Annotated in this window: 16 protein-coding genes and 2 tRNA genes; 4 read left to right on the forward strand and 14 right to left on the reverse strand. The window is 44.7% G+C overall.

Annotation, left to right across the window (positions count from 1 at the left end; all coding sequences use genetic code 11):
* Window positions 1–78: 78 nt before the first annotated feature.
* The 5 genes from bioD to B5F53_RS14715 form a co-directional block, all read right to left on the reverse strand.
* A complete protein-coding gene (gene bioD / locus B5F53_RS14695) occupies window positions 79–747 on the reverse strand; it encodes a dethiobiotin synthase (RefSeq protein ID WP_087224685.1) in 669 nt (222 codons plus the stop codon).
* The gene (gene bioB / locus B5F53_RS14700; RefSeq protein ID WP_087224688.1) at window positions 740–1,711 is read right to left on the reverse strand and encodes a biotin synthase BioB; all 972 of its coding nucleotides are present in this window, start codon (window positions 1,709–1,711) and stop codon (window positions 740–742) included. The genes bioD and bioB overlap by 8 nt, the downstream gene beginning before the upstream one ends.
* 16 nt (window positions 1,712–1,727) lie before the next feature.
* Window positions 1,728–2,705 (reverse strand): biotin--[acetyl-CoA-carboxylase] ligase, encoded by a 978-nt coding sequence (locus B5F53_RS14705; protein ID WP_087224691.1) that lies wholly within the window; start codon window positions 2,703–2,705, stop codon window positions 1,728–1,730.
* Window positions 2,706–2,727: 22 nt separating this feature from the next.
* The gene (locus tag B5F53_RS14710) at window positions 2,728–3,297 is read right to left on the reverse strand and encodes a biotin transporter BioY (protein ID WP_087224694.1); all 570 of its coding nucleotides are present in this window, start codon (window positions 3,295–3,297) and stop codon (window positions 2,728–2,730) included.
* Window positions 3,298–3,412: 115 nt separating this feature from the next.
* On the reverse strand, window positions 3,413–5,602 hold the full coding sequence (locus B5F53_RS14715; RefSeq protein WP_087224697.1) for a DNA topoisomerase III: 2,190 nt from the start codon (window positions 5,600–5,602) through the stop codon (window positions 3,413–3,415).
* A gap of 146 nt (window positions 5,603–5,748) precedes the next feature.
* Between B5F53_RS14715 and B5F53_RS14720 the strand changes: the two genes are divergently transcribed.
* Together B5F53_RS14720 and B5F53_RS14725 are read left to right on the forward strand one after the other, a co-directional pair.
* Window positions 5,749–6,627 (forward strand): diacylglycerol/lipid kinase family protein, encoded by an 879-nt coding sequence (locus B5F53_RS14720; RefSeq protein ID WP_087224700.1) that lies wholly within the window; start codon window positions 5,749–5,751, stop codon window positions 6,625–6,627.
* A 47-nt stretch (window positions 6,628–6,674) separates the two neighbouring features.
* A complete protein-coding gene (locus B5F53_RS14725; RefSeq protein ID WP_087224703.1) occupies window positions 6,675–7,349 on the forward strand; it encodes a phosphatase PAP2 family protein in 675 nt (224 codons plus the stop codon).
* A gap of 65 nt (window positions 7,350–7,414) precedes the next feature.
* Here B5F53_RS14725 and B5F53_RS14730 read toward each other — a convergent pair whose 3' ends face one another.
* The 3 genes from B5F53_RS14730 to sfsA are packed head-to-tail and all read right to left on the reverse strand — an operon-like array spanning window position 7,415 to window position 10,197.
* Entirely contained in the window at window positions 7,415–8,431 is a 1,017-nt protein-coding gene (locus tag B5F53_RS14730) for a glycosyltransferase family 2 protein (RefSeq protein ID WP_087224706.1), read from the reverse strand.
* The gene (gene mutY, locus B5F53_RS20400; protein WP_330396217.1) at window positions 8,428–9,504 is read right to left on the reverse strand and encodes an A/G-specific adenine glycosylase; all 1,077 of its coding nucleotides are present in this window, start codon (window positions 9,502–9,504) and stop codon (window positions 8,428–8,430) included. Before mutY ends, B5F53_RS14730 begins: the two co-directional genes overlap by 4 nt.
* A 3-nt stretch (window positions 9,505–9,507) precedes the next feature.
* Window positions 9,508–10,197 carry a DNA/RNA nuclease SfsA gene (gene sfsA, locus B5F53_RS20405; RefSeq protein WP_087224710.1) on the reverse strand — a complete coding sequence of 230 codons (690 nt, stop codon included), beginning with the start codon at window positions 10,195–10,197 and terminating at the stop codon, window positions 9,508–9,510.
* Window positions 10,198–10,305: 108 nt separating this feature from the next.
* Between sfsA and B5F53_RS14745 the strand changes: the two genes are divergently transcribed.
* A complete protein-coding gene (locus B5F53_RS14745) occupies window positions 10,306–10,923 on the forward strand; it encodes an HAD family hydrolase (protein WP_087224713.1) in 618 nt (205 codons plus the stop codon).
* Window positions 10,924–10,983: 60 nt separating this feature from the next.
* Here the strand turns inward: B5F53_RS14745 and B5F53_RS14750 are convergent, their stop codons facing one another.
* The 4 genes from B5F53_RS14750 to B5F53_RS14765 form a co-directional block, all read right to left on the reverse strand.
* The gene (locus B5F53_RS14750; RefSeq protein ID WP_242970337.1) at window positions 10,984–12,876 is read right to left on the reverse strand and encodes a L,D-transpeptidase family protein; all 1,893 of its coding nucleotides are present in this window, start codon (window positions 12,874–12,876) and stop codon (window positions 10,984–10,986) included.
* Between the two features lie 184 nt (window positions 12,877–13,060).
* A complete protein-coding gene (locus tag B5F53_RS14755) occupies window positions 13,061–14,035 on the reverse strand; it encodes a dipeptidase (RefSeq protein ID WP_087224717.1) in 975 nt (324 codons plus the stop codon).
* Window positions 14,036–14,118: 83 nt separating this feature from the next.
* A complete protein-coding gene (locus B5F53_RS14760; RefSeq protein WP_087224720.1) occupies window positions 14,119–15,042 on the reverse strand; it encodes a peptidoglycan-binding domain-containing protein in 924 nt (307 codons plus the stop codon).
* 51 nt (window positions 15,043–15,093) lie between these two features.
* Window positions 15,094–15,597 carry a CarD family transcriptional regulator gene (locus B5F53_RS14765; RefSeq protein ID WP_087224723.1) on the reverse strand — a complete coding sequence of 168 codons (504 nt, stop codon included), beginning with the start codon at window positions 15,595–15,597 and terminating at the stop codon, window positions 15,094–15,096.
* A gap of 246 nt (window positions 15,598–15,843) precedes the next feature.
* On the opposite strand from B5F53_RS14765, the gene B5F53_RS14770 reads away from it, so the two are divergent.
* Entirely contained in the window at window positions 15,844–17,259 is a 1,416-nt protein-coding gene (locus tag B5F53_RS14770; RefSeq protein WP_162610622.1) for a D-alanyl-D-alanine carboxypeptidase family protein, read from the forward strand.
* A 592-nt stretch (window positions 17,260–17,851) separates the two neighbouring features.
* Here the strand turns inward: B5F53_RS14770 and B5F53_RS14780 are convergent.
* Both B5F53_RS14780 and B5F53_RS14785 read right to left on the reverse strand, forming a co-directional pair.
* Window positions 17,852–17,924 (reverse strand) — tRNA-Ala (locus tag B5F53_RS14780).
* Between the two features lie 114 nt (window positions 17,925–18,038).
* A tRNA-Trp gene (locus tag B5F53_RS14785) sits at window positions 18,039–18,109 on the reverse strand.
* Window positions 18,110–18,272: the final 163 nt, after the last annotated feature.

Here is an 18,272-nt window from a genome sequence, read left to right on the forward strand (position 1 = left end):
AATAGGAAATCCAAAGGAATTTCCTATTACATAAAAAACAGGAGGTTTCGGTTCCTCCTGTTTTTATGGCATTTCGTTTTATTCATAAAGGGATGCCAGGGTCTTTCCATCCGTCTCCAGATCTTCCTGGCCCGGTTTTACCGTGGCGATTACCGGAATCCCGGATAACTCTTCTATCATCTTCCGGTTATCCTCTTCCATCTCTGTTCCTGTAAAGTGGTTCAGAATAATCCCTTTCACTTTCCTGTTTTTCTGTTTTAAGTACTCTGTGGTTAACACTGTGGCGTTGATAGAGCCCAGTCCTGCATCTGCCACCAGTATCAGATTCAGCCCCAGCATTTGAATAACGTCTTCCAGCATCACTTTTTCCTTCTCATCCCAGCGGATGGGGCATAAGATTCCGCCGCTGCCTTCCACCGTCACATATTCATACTGCTGCTTTACTTTCGCAAAGTCTTTTTTAACCTGCTCCATTTCCACCGGCCGTCCTTCCCATCTTGCCGCAAGGTGAGGCGAAACCGCCTCCTGGTATAAATAAGAAACCAGAGTTTCTTCCTCCTGAGGGATTTTAGAAATTTTCTTTACGTATCCCGCATCACTTTCTTCTATCCGGGATGCCCCTGAGATTGCCGCCTTATAATATCCGGCTTTATACCCGGACTCTCTTAACTTTTTCACCAGTAATGCTGTTACGTAAGTTTTCCCCACGTCTGTCCCGGTTCCGGTTACAAAAATTCCTTTACTCATTACACAATTCCGCCTTATATCCCAACTTCTTTATCAGTTTCATGTCGGAGTCAATGGTATACCCTGAGGTGGTCAGCATATCGCCGGATATGACTGCATTGGCCCCAGAACAGAAGCAGCTTTCTCCCTTATCCTTTAAAAGTCCTCTGCCTCCGGCCAGCCGCAGGGAAGCCTCCGGCAAAAGGAAGCGAAAGACTGCCACGGTTCTTCGCATTTCCTCCTCTGACAGGACCGGGTTATTTTCGTAAGGTGTTCCGGGAATAGGATTCAACAGATTGATGGGAACACTTTTAATCTCCAGTTCTCTTAAAGACAGAGCCAGATCGATCCGGTCTTCTACCGTCTCTCCCAATCCCAGGATTCCCCCGCTGCATACGGTAAGTCCCGCTTCTTTAGCTGCCTGGATAGCCTGAATCTTATCGTCAAAGGTATGGGTGGTACAGACATTGGGAAAATTCCTTCTGGAAGTTTCCAGATTGTTGTGTACCCGGGAAGCTCCTGCCTCCTTTAACTTTGCAAACTGCTCTTTGTTTAACAGACCAAAGGAAACACAGACGGAAATTCCCACAGTTTTTCGTATTTCCTTAATAATATCACACATCTCATCCACTTCTTTATCCGGCAGTTTCTTTCCGGAAGTTACGATAGAATACCGAAGCACGCCTTTTTGGGCATTATAGCGGGCCTGCCGTAATATCTCTTCCTTATCCAGAAGGGAGTACTCTTTCGCCGAAGTATGATAGAAAGAAGACTGGGCGCAGTACTTGCAGTTTTCCGAACATCTGCCGCTTTTTCCATTGACGATGGTGCAAATATCAAATCCGTCTTTACAGAAATGCTTCCGTATCCGATCTGCGGCCCCGCACAATTCTTCCAGAGGCATATCATATAATTTCAGCGCCTCATCTTTGGTAATTTTTTCCTTTCTGAGTACTTTCTCTGTTAATTTTTCCAGTAATTCCATAATTTGTTGTCACCCTCTATTCCTCCAGGAGAAGGGAAACCTCTCCTCCCTGTAATTTTTTCACCGTACCGTTTTCCAGTTTTACCACCAGCCGGCAGCCCTGATCCAAATCCAGAACCTGTGCTCTCTCCTCCTGCCGGATCCCGTGAAGTTTTACCTTTCTTCCTATTATAAAAGATCGCTTCCTGTATTCCTGGTAAAAAGTTTTTTCCTCTAATCCCCGGTAATACTCCATCACATTTTGTATGATCCTAGCTGCCAGAGGGTTTCGAATCTCCGTCTTCCGATCCGGATAGAGGAAGGCGGCAATGGATTTCAGTTCCCGGGGAAATCCGTCTTCCGGAAGATAGACGTTGACGCCGATTCCTAAAATAAAGTATTCCACTGCCCCTGTTTCCAGGGACATGGAAGCTTCTGTGAGAATTCCGCATATCTTCTTATCTTCCAGAAACAGATCGTTTACCCATTTGATTTTTGTATCCTGTCCCGTAATTTCTTCTATGGCACGGGCTGTGGCCGCCGCCGCCGCACAGGTTATCAGGCGGGCGTCTGAAAGATCCATCTGGGGTTTCAGAAGAAGACTCATGTAGATCCCTCTTTCCGAAGGAGAATAGAATCTCCGATCTTTCCGGCCCCTACCGGCCAGCTGGGATTCCGCCAGCACAATGGTTCCTTCCGGCGCTTTCTCTTCGGCCATCTTTTTTAACACATCGTTGGTGGAAGTGACCTCCTGGTATACCTGAATTCTGTATTTATCCTTATCTTTTCCCAGGTATCCGGAAATCGCCTGAGCGGACAGCCGGTCGCTTTCTTTAACCAGGCGGTATCCTTTGTTTGGCACTCCTTCCACCTGGTACCCTGCTTTTTTCAGTCCCTGAATGCCTTTCCAGACGGCGCTTCGTGTTACCTGCAGAGTTTTTGCAATTTCTTCTCCGGAAACCGATCTTCCCTCTGCTTCCATCAGAAGGGAAAGTACCTTTTCCTTTACTGTCATCTTCTCACCTCATTTGGCCGGATCAACTATAACTTAACTGAGACAGTACCCGTTTCCTAAGTGTCACACCCACTCCTGACGCTACCATGCAAAGCACGAAGTCTCCGGGCATATCCAGCGGAAAACAGGACAGCAGTACCACTGCCAGAGTTGCCGGCGTATCTGCATAATAATTTAATATAAAATATTTGTATAAAATTCCGATTCCGTAAGTAACCACAAAACCTGCCAGACAGGCTAAAAAATAATTCCGGTAATTGCAGGCTCTTTTTTCACAGATGCTTCCTGTTACAAAGGCGGCCGCTATAAATCCCAGCAGATAACCGAAACTGGGACGGAAGATATAACCGATTCCTCCGCCTGCTGCAAAGATGGGAATCCCCAGAAGGCCCAACAGCACGTAACAGCCCACAGATGCGGCTCCCTTCTTTCCCCCTAATACAATTCCTGCCAGAAGGACAAAGAAAAACTGGAGCGTGAAATAGTCCATATAAGGGACGGGAATCTGGATAAAGGCTCCGATTGCAGTTAATGCTGTAAACATTCCGCATAAAACTAAATACCTGGTTGACAATCTCTGATGTTTCGCCATATTTTTTCCTCTTCTTTTCTTTTATTACCGGTATGGATCCGGTGTTTTCCAGTTTACTATAAAATCTGATTCACCAATTGTCAACCTCTTTTTACCATTTAGTTTACATTTCTTTCTAAGAATCCAGCTTGATTCCTGCCAGAGCCTGGGCAAAACTGTTATTTACCGGCTCCTTTGCTTCCTGTTTCTGTTTTCTCAGATAATTCTGCACGTCCCGCTTATTAACTCCTGCCCCTTCCTTTTCTCTTCTGGATTTAAAGGCAGATAATTTCTCCTTATATCCGCAGACACAGATAAAGGTTTCTTCTTTTCCCTTTAAATACAGCTCCATTTTCTTATGGCATTTGGGACAGCGGGCATTGGAGGTTCTGGAGACAGTCTCCCGGTATCCGCACTCCCGATCCTGACACACCAGCATTTTACTGTTCTTTCCATTGACTGCCAGAAGTCTCTTTCCGCAGTTGGGGCAGACTTTGTTTGTCAGGTTGTCGTGGGCGAACGTTCCTGTTCCCTCTTTGATTTCCTCCACAATTTCTTTGGTATATTGGGTAATTCCCTTTAAGAAAGTATCCCGTCTTATCTTCCCCTTGGAAATTCCGGCCAGTTTCATTTCCCAGTCCGCCGTCAGCTCCGGTTTCTTCAGATCTTCGGGCACTAATTTCAATAACTGCCTTGCCTTTGAGGTAAGATAAATCTCATTTCCCTTCTTTTCCATTAAAAAGGTATGAAATAATTTCTCAATAATATCCGCTCTGGTGGCAACCGTTCCCAGTCCTCCTGTTTCTCCCAGAGTCTTCACTGCCTGTTTATCCCGGCTTTCCATATATTTTACCGGATTTTCCATGGCGGCCAGCAGACTGGCTTCTGTAAACCTGGCAGGCGGCCTGGTCTTTCCTTTTGTGATTACCGCTCTCTCCTGCTGTAATTTCTCTCCCTGCTTTAAGTCCGGCAGCTTCTGCTCTTTTAACTGGAGGTCTTCCTCTTCTTCTGGAACCTCCTGCTCATAGACCTCTTTCCATCCGGAACTTTTCACTGCTTTTCCGGCGGCAGCAAATGAATATCCTCCTGCGTTTCCTTCCACCGTCACCTTGTCATAAATATAAGGGGGATATAAAACGCTCAGGAAACGGCGTACAACCAGATCGTAAATCTTTCTTTCCTCGTTTGTCATATGGGTCAGATCCACAAACTGTTCTGTGGGAATAATGGCATGGTGGTCGCTTACCCTGCTGTCATCCACAAAACTTTTATTTGTCTGTACCGGTTTTCCCAGAAGGTGGGCGCACAGTTTCTTATAGGGGCCCACGCCGCAGGCTTTCAGCCTCTCTTTAATGGTAGGAACCACGTCTTTTCCGATATATCTGGAATCTGTCCTGGGATAGGTCAGAACTTTATGGCTCTCGTACAGACGCTGCATAATATTCAGCGTCTCTTTTGCAGAAAACCCAAACTTCTGGTTTGCTTCCCTTTGCAGGGTTGTTAAATCATACAGCCCCGGCGCGCTGCTCCTCTTCTCTTTTCGCTCCACCTTTTCTATGGTAACAGGTTTTCCCTGGATCTCCTGTACAATCTTTTCTGCTTTTTCTTTCTGGAAAGTGCTGAAGCTTCCGCTTTTCTTATCTTTCCAGGTAAAATGAATCCCCTGGGCTGTCACCTGGATTCCATAATATTCTCTGGGCTGGAAACTGCGGATTTCTTCCTCCCTTTTGGCTATCATAGCCAGGGTTGGCGTCTGTACCCGGCCGCAGGATAACTGGGCGTTATATTTACAGGTCAGCGCTCTGGTTCCGTTTATTCCCACCAGCCAGTCCGCCTCTGCTCTGGCTTGGGCAGCATGGTAAAGATTCTCATACTGCCGTCCGTCCTTTAAGTTCGCAAAACCTTCCCGGATAGCCTTATCGGTTACAGAAGAAATCCAGAGCCGTTTGACTGGTTTATGGCAGCCGGCTTTCTCCAGAATCCACCGGGCTACCAGTTCTCCTTCTCTTCCTGCGTCCGTGGCAATAATAACCTCTTTAATATCCTGCCGGTTTAACTGGGATTTCACAATTTTAAACTGTTTCGATGTCTGACGGATAACCACCAGTTTCATGTGTTCCGGAAGCATGGGCAGGGTCTCCATCTTCCACTGTTCGTATTTTTTATCGTATTCTTCCGGGTCGGCCAATGTCACCAGGTGTCCCAGCGCCCAGGTCACCACATACTGTTTTCCCTCTAAAATGCCGTTTCCTGCTTTCTGGCACTGCAGAACCCTGGCAATGTCTCTTCCCACGGAAGGTTTTTCAGCGATTACCAATGATTTCATTGCATTACTCCTTTTTTATTCACTCTGGCTATTATATCATTTCTCTTTCCACGGGACAAATGCTTTTCTTTTTTTGTTTCTCTTGTAAACAGTCCGAATCAGAGCTACAATAAACCCGTAAAATACTATGCAGAAAGGATTTCCCTATGAAATACTTCCTTGTAAACCCTAATTCCTCTTCCGGATTCGGGAAGAACATCTGGTTGTCTGTGAAAAAAGAACTGGATTTTCGCGGTATTTCCTATCAGGCGCATCTTACGGAATATGCCGGTCATGCCGCCCTGCTTGCAAAACAACTCACCAAAAAAGAATATCCCGTGGAACTTATTGTAATCGGCGGAGACGGCACGCTCAATGAGGTTTTAAATGGAATTTCTGATTTTTCCAAAGTACTGCTGGGCTACATTCCCACCGGTTCCGGAAATGATTTCGCAAGAGGCTGCCGCCTCCCTAAAAAGGTTTCAGACTGTCTGGATTACCTGTTAGAGAATCCTTACAGCCGCTCCATCGACGTGGGCGTCTGCAAATCCCAGGGAAAATCCTTCCGCTTCGGCGTAAGCTGCGGAATGGGATTTGATGCGGCTATCTGTCAGGAAGCCCTTGTTTCTCCTGTTAAAAAAGTATTAAACCGTTTTCATGCAGGAAAACTTACCTATGCCTTTCTGGCCGTGAAACAGCTTCTCCTGTGCCGCCCTGCAGATATTAAAGTCAGACTGGATAATGACAGGAATTATTCCTTTTCCAGGGTCTACTTTATCTCTGTGATGAATCAGCCCTGTGAAGGAGGCGGGGTGAGGTTTTGTCCCGGTGCCAGAGATGACGACGGACTTTTAGACGTCTGCATTGTTTCCGGTATTTCCAGGCTGAAATTCCTCCTCCTGCTTCCTTTCCGCTGTAAATCCATACAAATACATAGTACATCTCCCCTCCCGCTCCACAGAGACGGAGAGTCCGGCGGAATGCAAAGTGACCTGCAGGTTGGCCTTGAAAAAACAACTTTAAAAATCGCTTCACCTGTGCTATAATCGCTATAATCTTATTTGAGGGGAAAATAAAATAAGAAGGTGAAATAGTGCAATTTGTCAGAAAATATAAACACGGGCTTATTATCACAATCTACAGCATTGTTTACACGCTGCTGTTTGGATATCTGGAACAGCGTACGGTTATCAGTTATCATATTATTCACACAACTCTGGACGACTATATTCCGTTTTGCGAGTATTTTGTAGTTCCATACCTTTTATGGTTCCCTTACATGTTCGGAGCTGTTGCATATTTTATTTTCCGGAATCCGGACAAAGAAGAATACTATCGTCTGACCAAGAACCTGTGCATGGGAATGACAATTTTTCTGATTGTTTCTTTTATTTACCCCAATGCCCAGATGCTTCGGCCTACGGAGTTTGCCCGGGATAATTTCTTCGTGGATCTGGTTCAGATGGTTTACCGTTCTGATACACCCACAAACATTCTGCCAAGTATTCACGTATTTAATTCCCTGGCGATTCATCTGGCGATTTTATCCTGCCGCTCCCTGAAAAACCGCCATGGAATCCGGACGGTTTCCTGGATTTTAACCATACTGATTATTTTATCCACTATGTTTTTAAAACAGCATTCCGTGGTGGATGTCTGTCTGGGAACTACTCTGGCTCTGGCCGGTTATCTGATTTTCTACAGGGAAAAAGTAAGAGCCCATGCAAAGCAGAAATCCAAAGCAGTAAGCTGGAGCCGCAGCCGGTAACGAATTACTTTCTGATTGGATCAAAAAACAGGACCGATTCAGGTCCTGTTTTTTTGATGCCTTCTTTAATTGAATCCATAGAATTTCTGTACCACACGGTAAATATCCACGGAGATCTTCCTTCCTCCGCTTCCCGGCAGATTCACTGCCCTTCCTAAGAGACCGTACCGGATTTTCCGGTACAGATACCGATCCGCGTTCTTTAAATACGCCCACAGTTCGTTCTTCTTCTCAATGGCCTCTTCGGTTCCGGAACGCAGCAGCATTATAGAGGAAACTGTCATAATAATATCCAGATACGTCCTCATATATTTTCTGAGTCCCTTCTGTCGGAGATCGTATTTCACATAAGTATCTATCATCCGTTTATTTACCAGTAACTGCTGATCAATTCTGCGAATCATCACTTCTTCATTCACAGACTGATCCTCTCTTCCGATAAAATACCGGTAAAAATTCACATTCAGATAGTACATATTTTTCACATAAGGAAGGGGTTCAAATGCAAATAAATTATCCACATAAAAGGTATGTTTCGGCAGTTTCAGCTGACAGTCATGGAGAAGCTTCGTCCGGTAAATCAGGGAATGCATCAGCAGATATTTTCCTTTGGGCAGACGTCCCACCTTATCCCAGGTAAAGACTTCCTTTTCCGGAAAACAGTTCTTATACTGCATGATTTTCTTTCTCCTGGCTCCCTGTTTTTCATAGACAAAATTGCTAATCAGCATATCTACAGTGTAGGAACCTTTTACAAACATAGACAGGGTAGATAAAATCTCCAGATAAGCTTCTTTCTGTACCCAGTCGTCGCTGTCCACCACTTTAAAGTAAATACCGGACGCATTCCTGATCCCTGTATTTACAGCCTCTCCATGGCCCCCGTTTTCCTGATGGATTGCTTTTACAATGGTAGGATATTTCTCTGCATATTCATCGGCAATCTGAGCGGTTTCATCAGAAGACCCGTCATCCACCACTAAAATTTCCACATCTTCCCCGCCTTCCAGCAGAGAATCGATACATTTTCTCATATATGCCTGGGAATTATAACAGGGCACTGCTATACTCAGTATTTTCATTTCTCTTCTTCCTCCTTCAAATTCAGGTATTTAATAAATGCAGAAAATGCGGATGGAATTGCATATTTTTCCTGTACCTGCTTTTTATCGGCATAAATCAGCTTTTTCTGCTTTCTTTCCAGGCCTTCCACCCGTATCTGATACCCATGCATCCTCCATTCCACATGGGAAAAAATATGTTTTGCCTCTTCCATGGGCTGTATCCGAAGGGGCAAAAGCCCCATTTTCTCTACTTCTTTTAAGGCTGTTTTCTGATCCAGCACTCCGGCCTTATTGGGAAACTCATACAGTCCGGCTAAAAGCCCTTTCTCCGGCCGTTTTTTTAATACAACCTTCTCTCCATCCTGAATCACCAGAACGGTTTTCTCCTGAATGGTTCTGGCTTTCTTAGGCGCTTTATAAGGATATTCCTGGATTCTGTCGTTCTTTTTTGCCTGGCAGAAAGCCTCAAGGGGACATTCCCCGCATCTGGCCTGGCCGTTGGGAACGCATACCACTGCCCCCAGCTCCATCAAAGCCTGGTTAAAGTCCCCTGCCCTGGCAGCCGGGATAATTTCTTTTACCTGCTGCTCGATTTGGCGTCTTACAGACTGTTTGCTGACATCCGCCCCGTTTTCTGTCAGCCGGCACACCACCCGGAAAACATTCCCGTCCACAGCCGGCACGGGAAGCCCATAAGCAATGGATGCAATCGCTCCCGCCGTATAACTTCCGATTCCGGGTAAGGACAGCAGGTCTTCATAATCTGCCGGAAGCTCTCCCTGATATTTTTCGCATACTTCCAGAGCTGCTTTCTGCATATTCCTGACCCGGTTATAATACCCCAGCCCCTCCCAGAGCTTTAAAAGTTTTTTCTCTTCACAGTATGCCAGAGCTTTTATATCCGGCAGTTCCTGAATAAATCTGGTGAAATAGGGCTTTACCGCTTCTACCCGGGTCTGCTGAAGCATAATTTCCGAAACCCAGGTATAGTAGGCGTTATTCTTATCTCTCCAGGGGAGTTCCCGTTTCTTTTCTTCATACCAGGCCAGCAGAGGCTCAGAAATTTTCCTCAGTATATTCTCTTCCATCATCTGTTACTCCTTTGTGAGATTCACGAAAACCGGCTGATCCAGTTTCATCTCCGATTCCGTCACCCTGCAGTCCCAGGCCAGAATATGTACCCCTGCATTTTGAGCTTTTATTAAGTTTTCCCCTAATTCCGGCTGAGTATCCCAGTTAGGACAAAATTCGCGAATCCCTTTCATTTGAATTACAAAAATCAGATATGCCTCATACCCATCTTCTGTACACTGTATTAATTCCTGAATATGTTTTATTCCACGGGCAGTGGGAGCATCGGGAAACTTAGCCGTCTGATTCTCTTCCAGGGTCACACCCTTTACTTCCAGAAATGCTTTCCTGTCCTTCTCTTCCACATACAGGTCAAACCGGGATGCTTTATATTTTTTCTCCCTCTGAACGTGGGCTTCCTTTGAAAACAGGTTTCCCTCCAGAATCCATTCCCATACAGCCTGATTGGGAGCCTGAGAATCCATATTGATCCACTGTCCCCCCTTGTTTACTGCAACCAAATCATATTTTGTTTTTCTGCCCGTCCCTTTGCCCTCTGCCAGAATCACAGAAACTCCCGGGATTAACAATTCCCGGCATCTTCCCGTATTTTTCACATGACAGATTTCCTCTTTGCCTTCTATCAGCACGTGGGCCACAAAACGGTTGGGTCTTTTTATAAAAATTCCATTTTTTATCTTCTCGTATCTCATTGGGCTATTATATCACAAAACCCCGGAAAAAGCAGTTGCATTTTCTAAAATTCTACTTTAGAATGAACATAGTTTTTATATAAATACCTGTATATGGAGGAAAATAGCATGGATAGTATCATCTTTGACGTGGACGGAACTCTCTGGGATTCCACAGAAAATGTGGCAAAAGCCTGGTCTGACTGTATTCAGCAGGATCTGGGTCTTTCTATGGAAATTACTGCAGAACGTCTGCACCAGCTCTTCGGTAAAGTTCTCCCGGAAATCGCCGCCAGGATCTTTCCGGAATATGATAAAGAAACACAGCTTTCCTATATCAATAAGTGCTGTGATAAAGAACATGAATATCTCTTAAAATATGGAAATCCTACCTTTGACAAAGTGGAAGAAACTTTAAAAATCCTCTCTGAAAAATATAAACTTTTTATTGTAAGCAACTGCCAGAGCGGGTATATCGAGGTCTTTTTAAAAGTCACCGGCCTTTCTGAATATTTTACCGACTATCTCTGTTCCGGTGATACAGGAAACCAAAAGGGCGCCAATATCCAGGAAATCATAAAGAGAAATCAGCTTTCTTCTGCCGTCTACGTGGGCGATACTCTGGGAGATCACCAGGCCTGTCAGGAAGCTGGGGTGCCTTTTGTATATGCTTCCTATGGATTCGGAGAAGTTCCCGACTTTGCTTATACAATTGAACAGTTTTCAGATTTAAGTAAAATATTTTAGTTTTCAGCAAAATTAAAGTGCCTTCCCATTGGTGAGAAGGCACTTTTTATTTGAACTTCTTTAATAGAAACAGATAATCGGCATGTCTGAATTAATGATGCCATACAACTGTTCCGCCGCTGCATAAGGAAGGTTGATACATCCATGAGAACCTCCGGTCAGATAAATATCTCCGCCGAAAGAGCTTCTCCACGGTGCATCATGGAGTCCCACACCGCCGTTAAAAGGCATCCAGAAGGTTACCGGCTCTTCATACTCATAGGAACCGTCCGGCCTTTGTTTTCCTCTTAATACATCCGGGCTTTTCTTATAATACAGCCTGTAAACCCCTGCCGGTGTCTGTCTGTCGCTGTAGCTCATGTTTCCGGAGACAAAATCGGATTCCAGAGCCAACGCTCCTCCCTGGTATACATACATGTGCTGAGCGCTTAAATCCAGCTCCACATAAGTATCTCCAAATCCATTGTTGCCTGCCGCAGCTCTGCTGGAATATACAGGTTCTCGATTTACCTGCTGGCCGCCCTTAATCTCTGTTAAAAGCTGAGCTGCCTCTTCCTGCTGGTTAATCTGCCAGCCGTAAGTATATCCCATAACCACAACGTCTCTTCCACTGGTACTGTGGAAAGTCTGGTCTTTTCCATAGGTGTCATACTTGGACGCCAGGGACGCCACATATTCTGTTACCTTCGTCTGCAGGGTTGTATCCAGATCCACCAACTGCCCCTTTTCGTCGAAGGTAAGCCAGTCCTTAATGATGTTTCCGTCCAGCACTTCCGTAGCATCTCCGATAGTGTAGGTAATACTTGCCTTTACAAGGTTATTGCATTCCGTAAGGGTATTTTTCAGTGTCTCGCTGTCCTGAGTCAGTTCTGCCGTCTGGTAAACGCCTTCCTGATCCAGGTTTACTTCTTCCTCACTCTTTGCAACCGCATTCATCACCAGATTATAGGCTTCCCGCACGTTAATGGTACTTCCATTATCTTCCGGAACAATCACAAACTGAGAATCCTGAAAAGCCACATAAGCATTCTGAGGCGCTACCTGATTTTCCTCCTTCGCGCATTCCAACTGGGAAACCTGCTGCTGAAGCAGATCTACATCGAAGGAGATGTTCTCTTTGGTGGCGTATTCCTTTTTCTGGAAAAATCCTTTCACCCATTCATAGGACTTCTGTTCTTTCAGAAGCTTTAATACTTCTCCGTCTGAGGCATATTCATAGTTAATGCTTTCTCCGGAAATACTCTGATCGGAGCTGTTTCTGGCCTTTACATTAATGGAATAATTCTCTACTTTATCAGCAATCACCTGTTCCACTTCATATGCCGTCATTCTGGAACAGTCGAAGCCATTAATAACCGTACCGTCAAAGAACTTATCCGAGTAATAATACGTCCCTGCACCATAAGCGCATCCTGCTGCCACCAGCACCAGTAAAAGGCTAAGCCCTGCAATCTTCAGGCCTTTTTTCTTCTTCTTTACGGGCGTCTGTACCATTCCTCTTGCATTTCTGGGAGGGCCTGTCCTTTCCGGAACCGGGGTGTCTCCCACTGTTTCAGTTACAATTTTCTTCACAGCCGCGTCAATCTTACTTTCCATCTCTTCCGGGGAAACTTCTTTTTCCTGAACCTTCTCTTCCTTTGTTTCTTCAGAAACCGGATTGCTTTCTTCTTCCGGCCCCGGCTGAGATTCAGGCTCATGTTCTTTCTCTTTTGTATCTTCCTTTGTTTCTTCTTTCTTTTCCCGGGTTTCTTCTTTTCCTTCTTCTTTCGGTTCTTCTGTGATTTCTTCTTTCGTTGCTTCTTTCTTCTCCTGTGTATCGGCTGCCTCTGTGGCCTCTTTATCCAGAGACGCGGGAGCCGTCTTATCTTCTATTTCTTTCTGAACCGTTTCCTCTCTCTCCACCTCTTCCTGGAAGAGTTCACGGATTTTTCTCTTTTCTTCCTCGTTACTCATGGATTGCTAACTCCTCAACAAACTACTTTCTCTTTTTTCATACAACGTTTTTATTATAACATATTTAATCTAATTTCCAATACTAATTTACTCAGAGGAAAGAAATTCATAAGATTTTTATATTTATCTCCCTTTTAACAGCATTAGGTTAACCGTTTTTTCAAAAATTATACCTTTTTTCCGTTTACAGGATTTCTTTCAGTACTCTTTTTGCATTCCTGCTCCACATTTTCTCCAGAATTCTCCCGGACATATGGCGTTTCTTCAGGGCATCTTCAAGACGTTCCAGTTTTTCACAGCTATTGATCTCCAGTTTTCCGGTAATCCCGTCCAAATCTGTTCCAATAGCCAATACATCTTCTCCGCCCGTCTGGTAAATATGATGAATATGTCTTACCATATCCCGGATACGGCTTACTTTTCCTTTCTCGTTTAAAAAACGGGGGCAAAAATTAATTCCAATCACTCCTCCGCTCTCTGCTATGGTACGAATCATTCGGTCAGTCAGATTCCTCGGATGCTCCGTCACAGCCCGGGCATTGGAATGGGAGGCGATAAACGGTTTTTTACTGATCCTTGCCACATCCCAGAATCCTCCGTCTGATAAATGAGAAACATCTATAATAATGCCAAGCCGGTTCATCTCTTCCACCATTTCTCTTCCTGCCGGTTTTAATCCCCGCATCATTACAGAGGCATTTTGAGAATTAGGATACCCCAGGGCGTTCTCATAATTCCAGGTCAGAGTAATCAGCCGTATGCCCAAATCATAAAATTCACGAAGTCTCTCCGGATCCCCTGCCGTTGGAACTGCATCTTCCAAAGTCAGCAGACCGCCCGACACTCTGTGTTTAAAACAATACTCCAGATCTTCTGCCGTTCGTATAGGCTGCAGCCTTCCCTGGGTGAAATTTCTGTCTCGGTGATACCAGGAAATCAGTTTTTTCGCTTTTTGGTATGCGTAATCTTCCCGAAAGGCCGAGGGCACATGGCCGGTCAAAAAAAATGTGGAGAAACACTGTATCCCTCCGCCTGTTTTCTCCAGCCTTTCTACATCCACCCCAAAGGGATTTTCCATCAGATTCCCTTTCAAACAGTACCGATTCACCCTGCCGGCCAGTTTTCCCACGGTATCGCAATGTAAATCAATCCGGTACATCCTTTTCCTCCCTTTTCTCTTCTATTTTACCGCACACGCCTGTAGTTAGCAGACCTGTGCGGCTTCGTTTCTGACTGACAAACTTATTTTGTATTGGCCAGAAGGTGTTCGCAGACAGCCCTCCAGCCGTTTTCTCCGCAGACTCCGTCCTGACTCTGCCGTGTGTTTTTCTGAAACGCTTTTAATGCCTCCACATCTTTTGTGCCAAACGTTCCGTTAATCTCTGTGCCCAGAATACACTGAAGCACGCTGGCTCCCACTCCCTTCGTCCCTTTTTGAACATAGGGCAGTGTAATCTGAGACAGCTCTGCCTTTTTCGGCTCTTTGTCTTTTTTCTCTTTTACTGCTGCCTCTGTTTTTTCTTTTGTCATTGTTCCATATTGACCGTCCACAGAAAGTCCGAAGGTTTTCTGTGCTTCTTTGACTGCCTTTTCCGTATCTTTTCCGAAAACACCGTCTGCACCTGAGACTCCGCAGGAGAATCCTATATAGATGAGATTCTTCTGCATCTGTAATACTTCTTCTCCCTGATCCCCTGTTTCCAGCCATTGTTTCTTTTCCTTATATCTCAGTACGTAGTCCCAGGGATAATTATAATATGACCTCTCGAAAATTTCTTTCCCCGTCTGATCTCCGGTCTTTCCACCGGTTGCAGTCCCTTTTTCATTGGAAGAGGCAGAAATCACTCTCTTAGTATTCGTATCTTTTACAATCACCGTATGATGAATGGTATTCAGGAGAATATCTCCCTTCTTCATTCCGCTGCCTGTGGCTAAATTACACTCTCCCGTAACATCGGTGAATCCGCACTGCAGAAATACTTGCCGCATATTTCCTGTATAAGTGGCTCCTTTTGTTTTCACCGGAACTCCGGCCTGCTCGTAGGCCTCGATTACGAAGGAACTGCAGTCATAGTCCGGCCCCCATCTCTGATTCTGATCATAGCCGTGACTATTATTATCTGCTATCTTCTGTGCCCAGTCAACTGCTTTATCAATAATTCCCATATAAAACTCCTTTTTTTCTATCTTATTGATTAAAGCAGCAAAGAGTTCCTGTTACGCCTGTTTTATAGGACAAAAGATCCTTTCTTTAATTTCTTCCGGCCGGATTCCCAGCACAAGAGTCAATTCTCCAAACAGATTATCCTCTGCTATGCGGCAGTAGCGTTCTTCCTGGAAGGGGATTTTTTTCCCTTTCTCGGTTCTGAGGCGCTTATGCTGTCGAATTTCTTTCACCATCATTCCCAGTTTTTTCCCGTTGCAGCACCGGATGGCTTCTTTATAGTCTGCTTCTCTTTTCTTTTCATCCCGGCACCACTGCACGTCCGTCTTTTGCACATAATCGATGACCTCTCTGGCCTCCTTCGCAGTCATAAGGGGCCGCATCACTACCTTCTGATTATCTACCGGGGTGAATATCAGACTGCCTTTGGTATTATAAGGCAGCAAAGTATAATAAAGCCTCTCCCTGGCCGCCGGCAGAAAATCCGGCATCCCTATTTCCTTCACCTGACACACGCCTACGTTTCCATGAACAATATAATCTCCTTCTCTGAACATTTTCGCTGCACCGCCTTTTCTGAATCCTACGAAAGATTCCAAATAAAAAACCGCTAAACCCAAGAAGATTGAGTAAAACGGTTTTTATAAATCAATATGCTTCAATCTACATAATTATTTTAGCACTTTGAAATTTTTTTTGTAAGAGTTAATCTTAAAATTTTCTAAATAATGGCAATTTAGAGATTTCCTAAAGTTTTCTGTGCTATAATGATACCAATTTTGACATTCAAGGGGTGTGTATTTATGAACTATTATTTGTCCGTATTGGTTTTATGTCTTTTACTGACCATTGCTGTACAGCTATGGCATTCTTTCAGAAAAAAGCCGACCTCCTGGTTCCACAAACTCTTATTCTTTTTCTACTGTGTCTATCTCTGTCTTCTTTTTGACAGCCAGACAGCTCCCTTTTCTCAGTGGTCGTTCTCATTCCTGAAAAGTCTGACAGATCTGTCCTCTCTGTTTCGTCTTTCGCCTGTTTCTCTGTCTGACTCTCTGGGGACTTTCATCTGGTTCCTTCCACTCGGCGTATTTCCCGTTCTCCTTTACGGAAACTGCCGCCGCTTTGGTACATTTTTTATTTACGGAACAATTCTCTGCTTACTGACAGGAATTTTTAATCTTTTAGGTCCGGACGGATTTTCTCTGTACCGGCTTCTCCTTTCCCTGGCCGGAACCTTTTTGGGCTATTTACTGGGGCTGTTTTTCCTGCGCCTTGTCCCTGTTAAAACGCCCCGCACCCGTAAAAAGAACCCGGATGGGACGGAATTAAAATATGTCGTTATCCTCCTCCTGATCTTTCACACATGTTTTTCATCCTTGTTTAGCGGAGGATTACCTTTTTTTAAGAGCGCCCCTGTCTCTGACCTTACTCTGGAGCTCGCCGCACCGGAAGCCTATGTCATGCATTTGGAGTCACGCACTCCGATTTATGACAAAGAAGGGCAAAAACAAATCGCTCCCGCCAGTACAACCAAAATGCTTACAGCGCTGACTGCCGTTGATTACTGCTCTATGGAGGAGGTTGTCACCGTGGGCGAAGAAATCGGTCTGATTCCTTCTGATTCCTCAAGGGCCTGGCTTTCCGCCGGAAATCAACTGACTTTTAAACAGCTCCTTGTGGCCATGCTTCTGCCTTCCGGCAATGACGCTGCTTATACCATTGCCGTCCATACCGGCAGAAAAATAGAGCAGGATGTCAGTCTTCCCATAGAAGACGCTGTTTCCTCCTTTACAGAAGCTATGAACAAAAAGGCCAGGAAAATCGGCGCTGCCTCTTCAAACTTCGTACGGCCGGACGGTTACGATGCAGAAGGCCAGTATACCACCTGTGAAGATCTGGCAAAAATTGCAGCAAACTGTCTGGAAAATGCCACCCTGGCAGAAATCATGGGCACCTTTAGGATTTCCGATACCTGGGCAGACGGACGGGAAGTGACCTATAATAATACCAATGAACTTCTGAATCCGGAAAGTCCTTATTACTATCCCAATGCAGTGGGATTAAAAACAGGAAACAGCGGCCAGGCCGGAAGCTGTCTGGTATCTGCATCTGTCATCCAGGGAGAAACATATATCTGTGTCATCATGGGCGACAGCAGCGATACGCGTTGGCAGGACAGCCTGTCGGTTTTCCATCAGATCGAACTGGAAGTTTCCTGATTTTTTCCAGATCCTTCACAGATTTTTAATTCTCCTATCACATTTCTTTCACAAACTTTTTGTATATTAAAATACAAACAAAGGGTTTTCCTTTTTCATATAGATATTGCCAGTTCCAATTGGCATCCAACTCCATACATAGCATGATACAGGAGGAGCTTTCCCATTTACGAGAAACGGGAAAGCTCCTCCTGTATCAACGATTCCTTATTTCCTCTTTATGGTTATAATTGGAATGGCTTTTACTTTATTCCAAATCCATTTCAGTAGCAGCCCAATAAAAACCAGGACTCCGAATCCCTGTATGCGAAAAGTTCCTATCAGGATAAGGCCCCAGGAAATAAGGCAAACTATATTTTTCCAGTTTCCTCTCATCATTTGCTTAAAAAACGTCACCTCTCCTTCTCCTCAGTCTTGAGGGCTTGTACATTTTACGCGCCGATTCAATAGCAGAAAGTGGTAAGAGTCTGTTCCAGGTACACAAAAAAAGAACAGCCTAAGCTATCCCTATTTTAACCAATACACCAGACGAAGTGTATTCTTGTACACATATATCATACACAGAAACAGAACTCATATGTTCTTAGTTTAATGGAGTATACGGGACTTGAACCCGTGACCTCCACACTGCCAGTGTGGCGCGCTCCCAACTGCGCTAATACCCCTTGCTTTGTTATTATAGCACATCCTGCTTAGACAGAAAAGTCTAAATTTATATATTTTAAAAATAAAAGCCTCAAAAATGCTGTATTTACGCATTTTTCAAGGCTTTTTAACAGCAGGGGATGAGAGAATCGAACTCCCACTAAGGGTTTTGGAGACCCCTGTCATACCATTTGACCAATCCCCTATATATAGAAACTTAGCACCATTAGCATAACTATGGTGCACTTTCTTGTACCTTCAAAACCACATACATGCTGCAACAAATCCACTCTTCTTCTGCATAAGGCCTCTCCCTTATGCCTCCAGGTCAAGCCCTCGACCGATTAGTAACAGTCAGCTCCATGCAT

The organism is Blautia sp. An249 (assembly GCF_002159835.1).
Taxonomy (GTDB): Bacteria; Bacillota; Clostridia; order Lachnospirales; family Lachnospiraceae; genus Blautia_A; species Blautia_A avistercoris.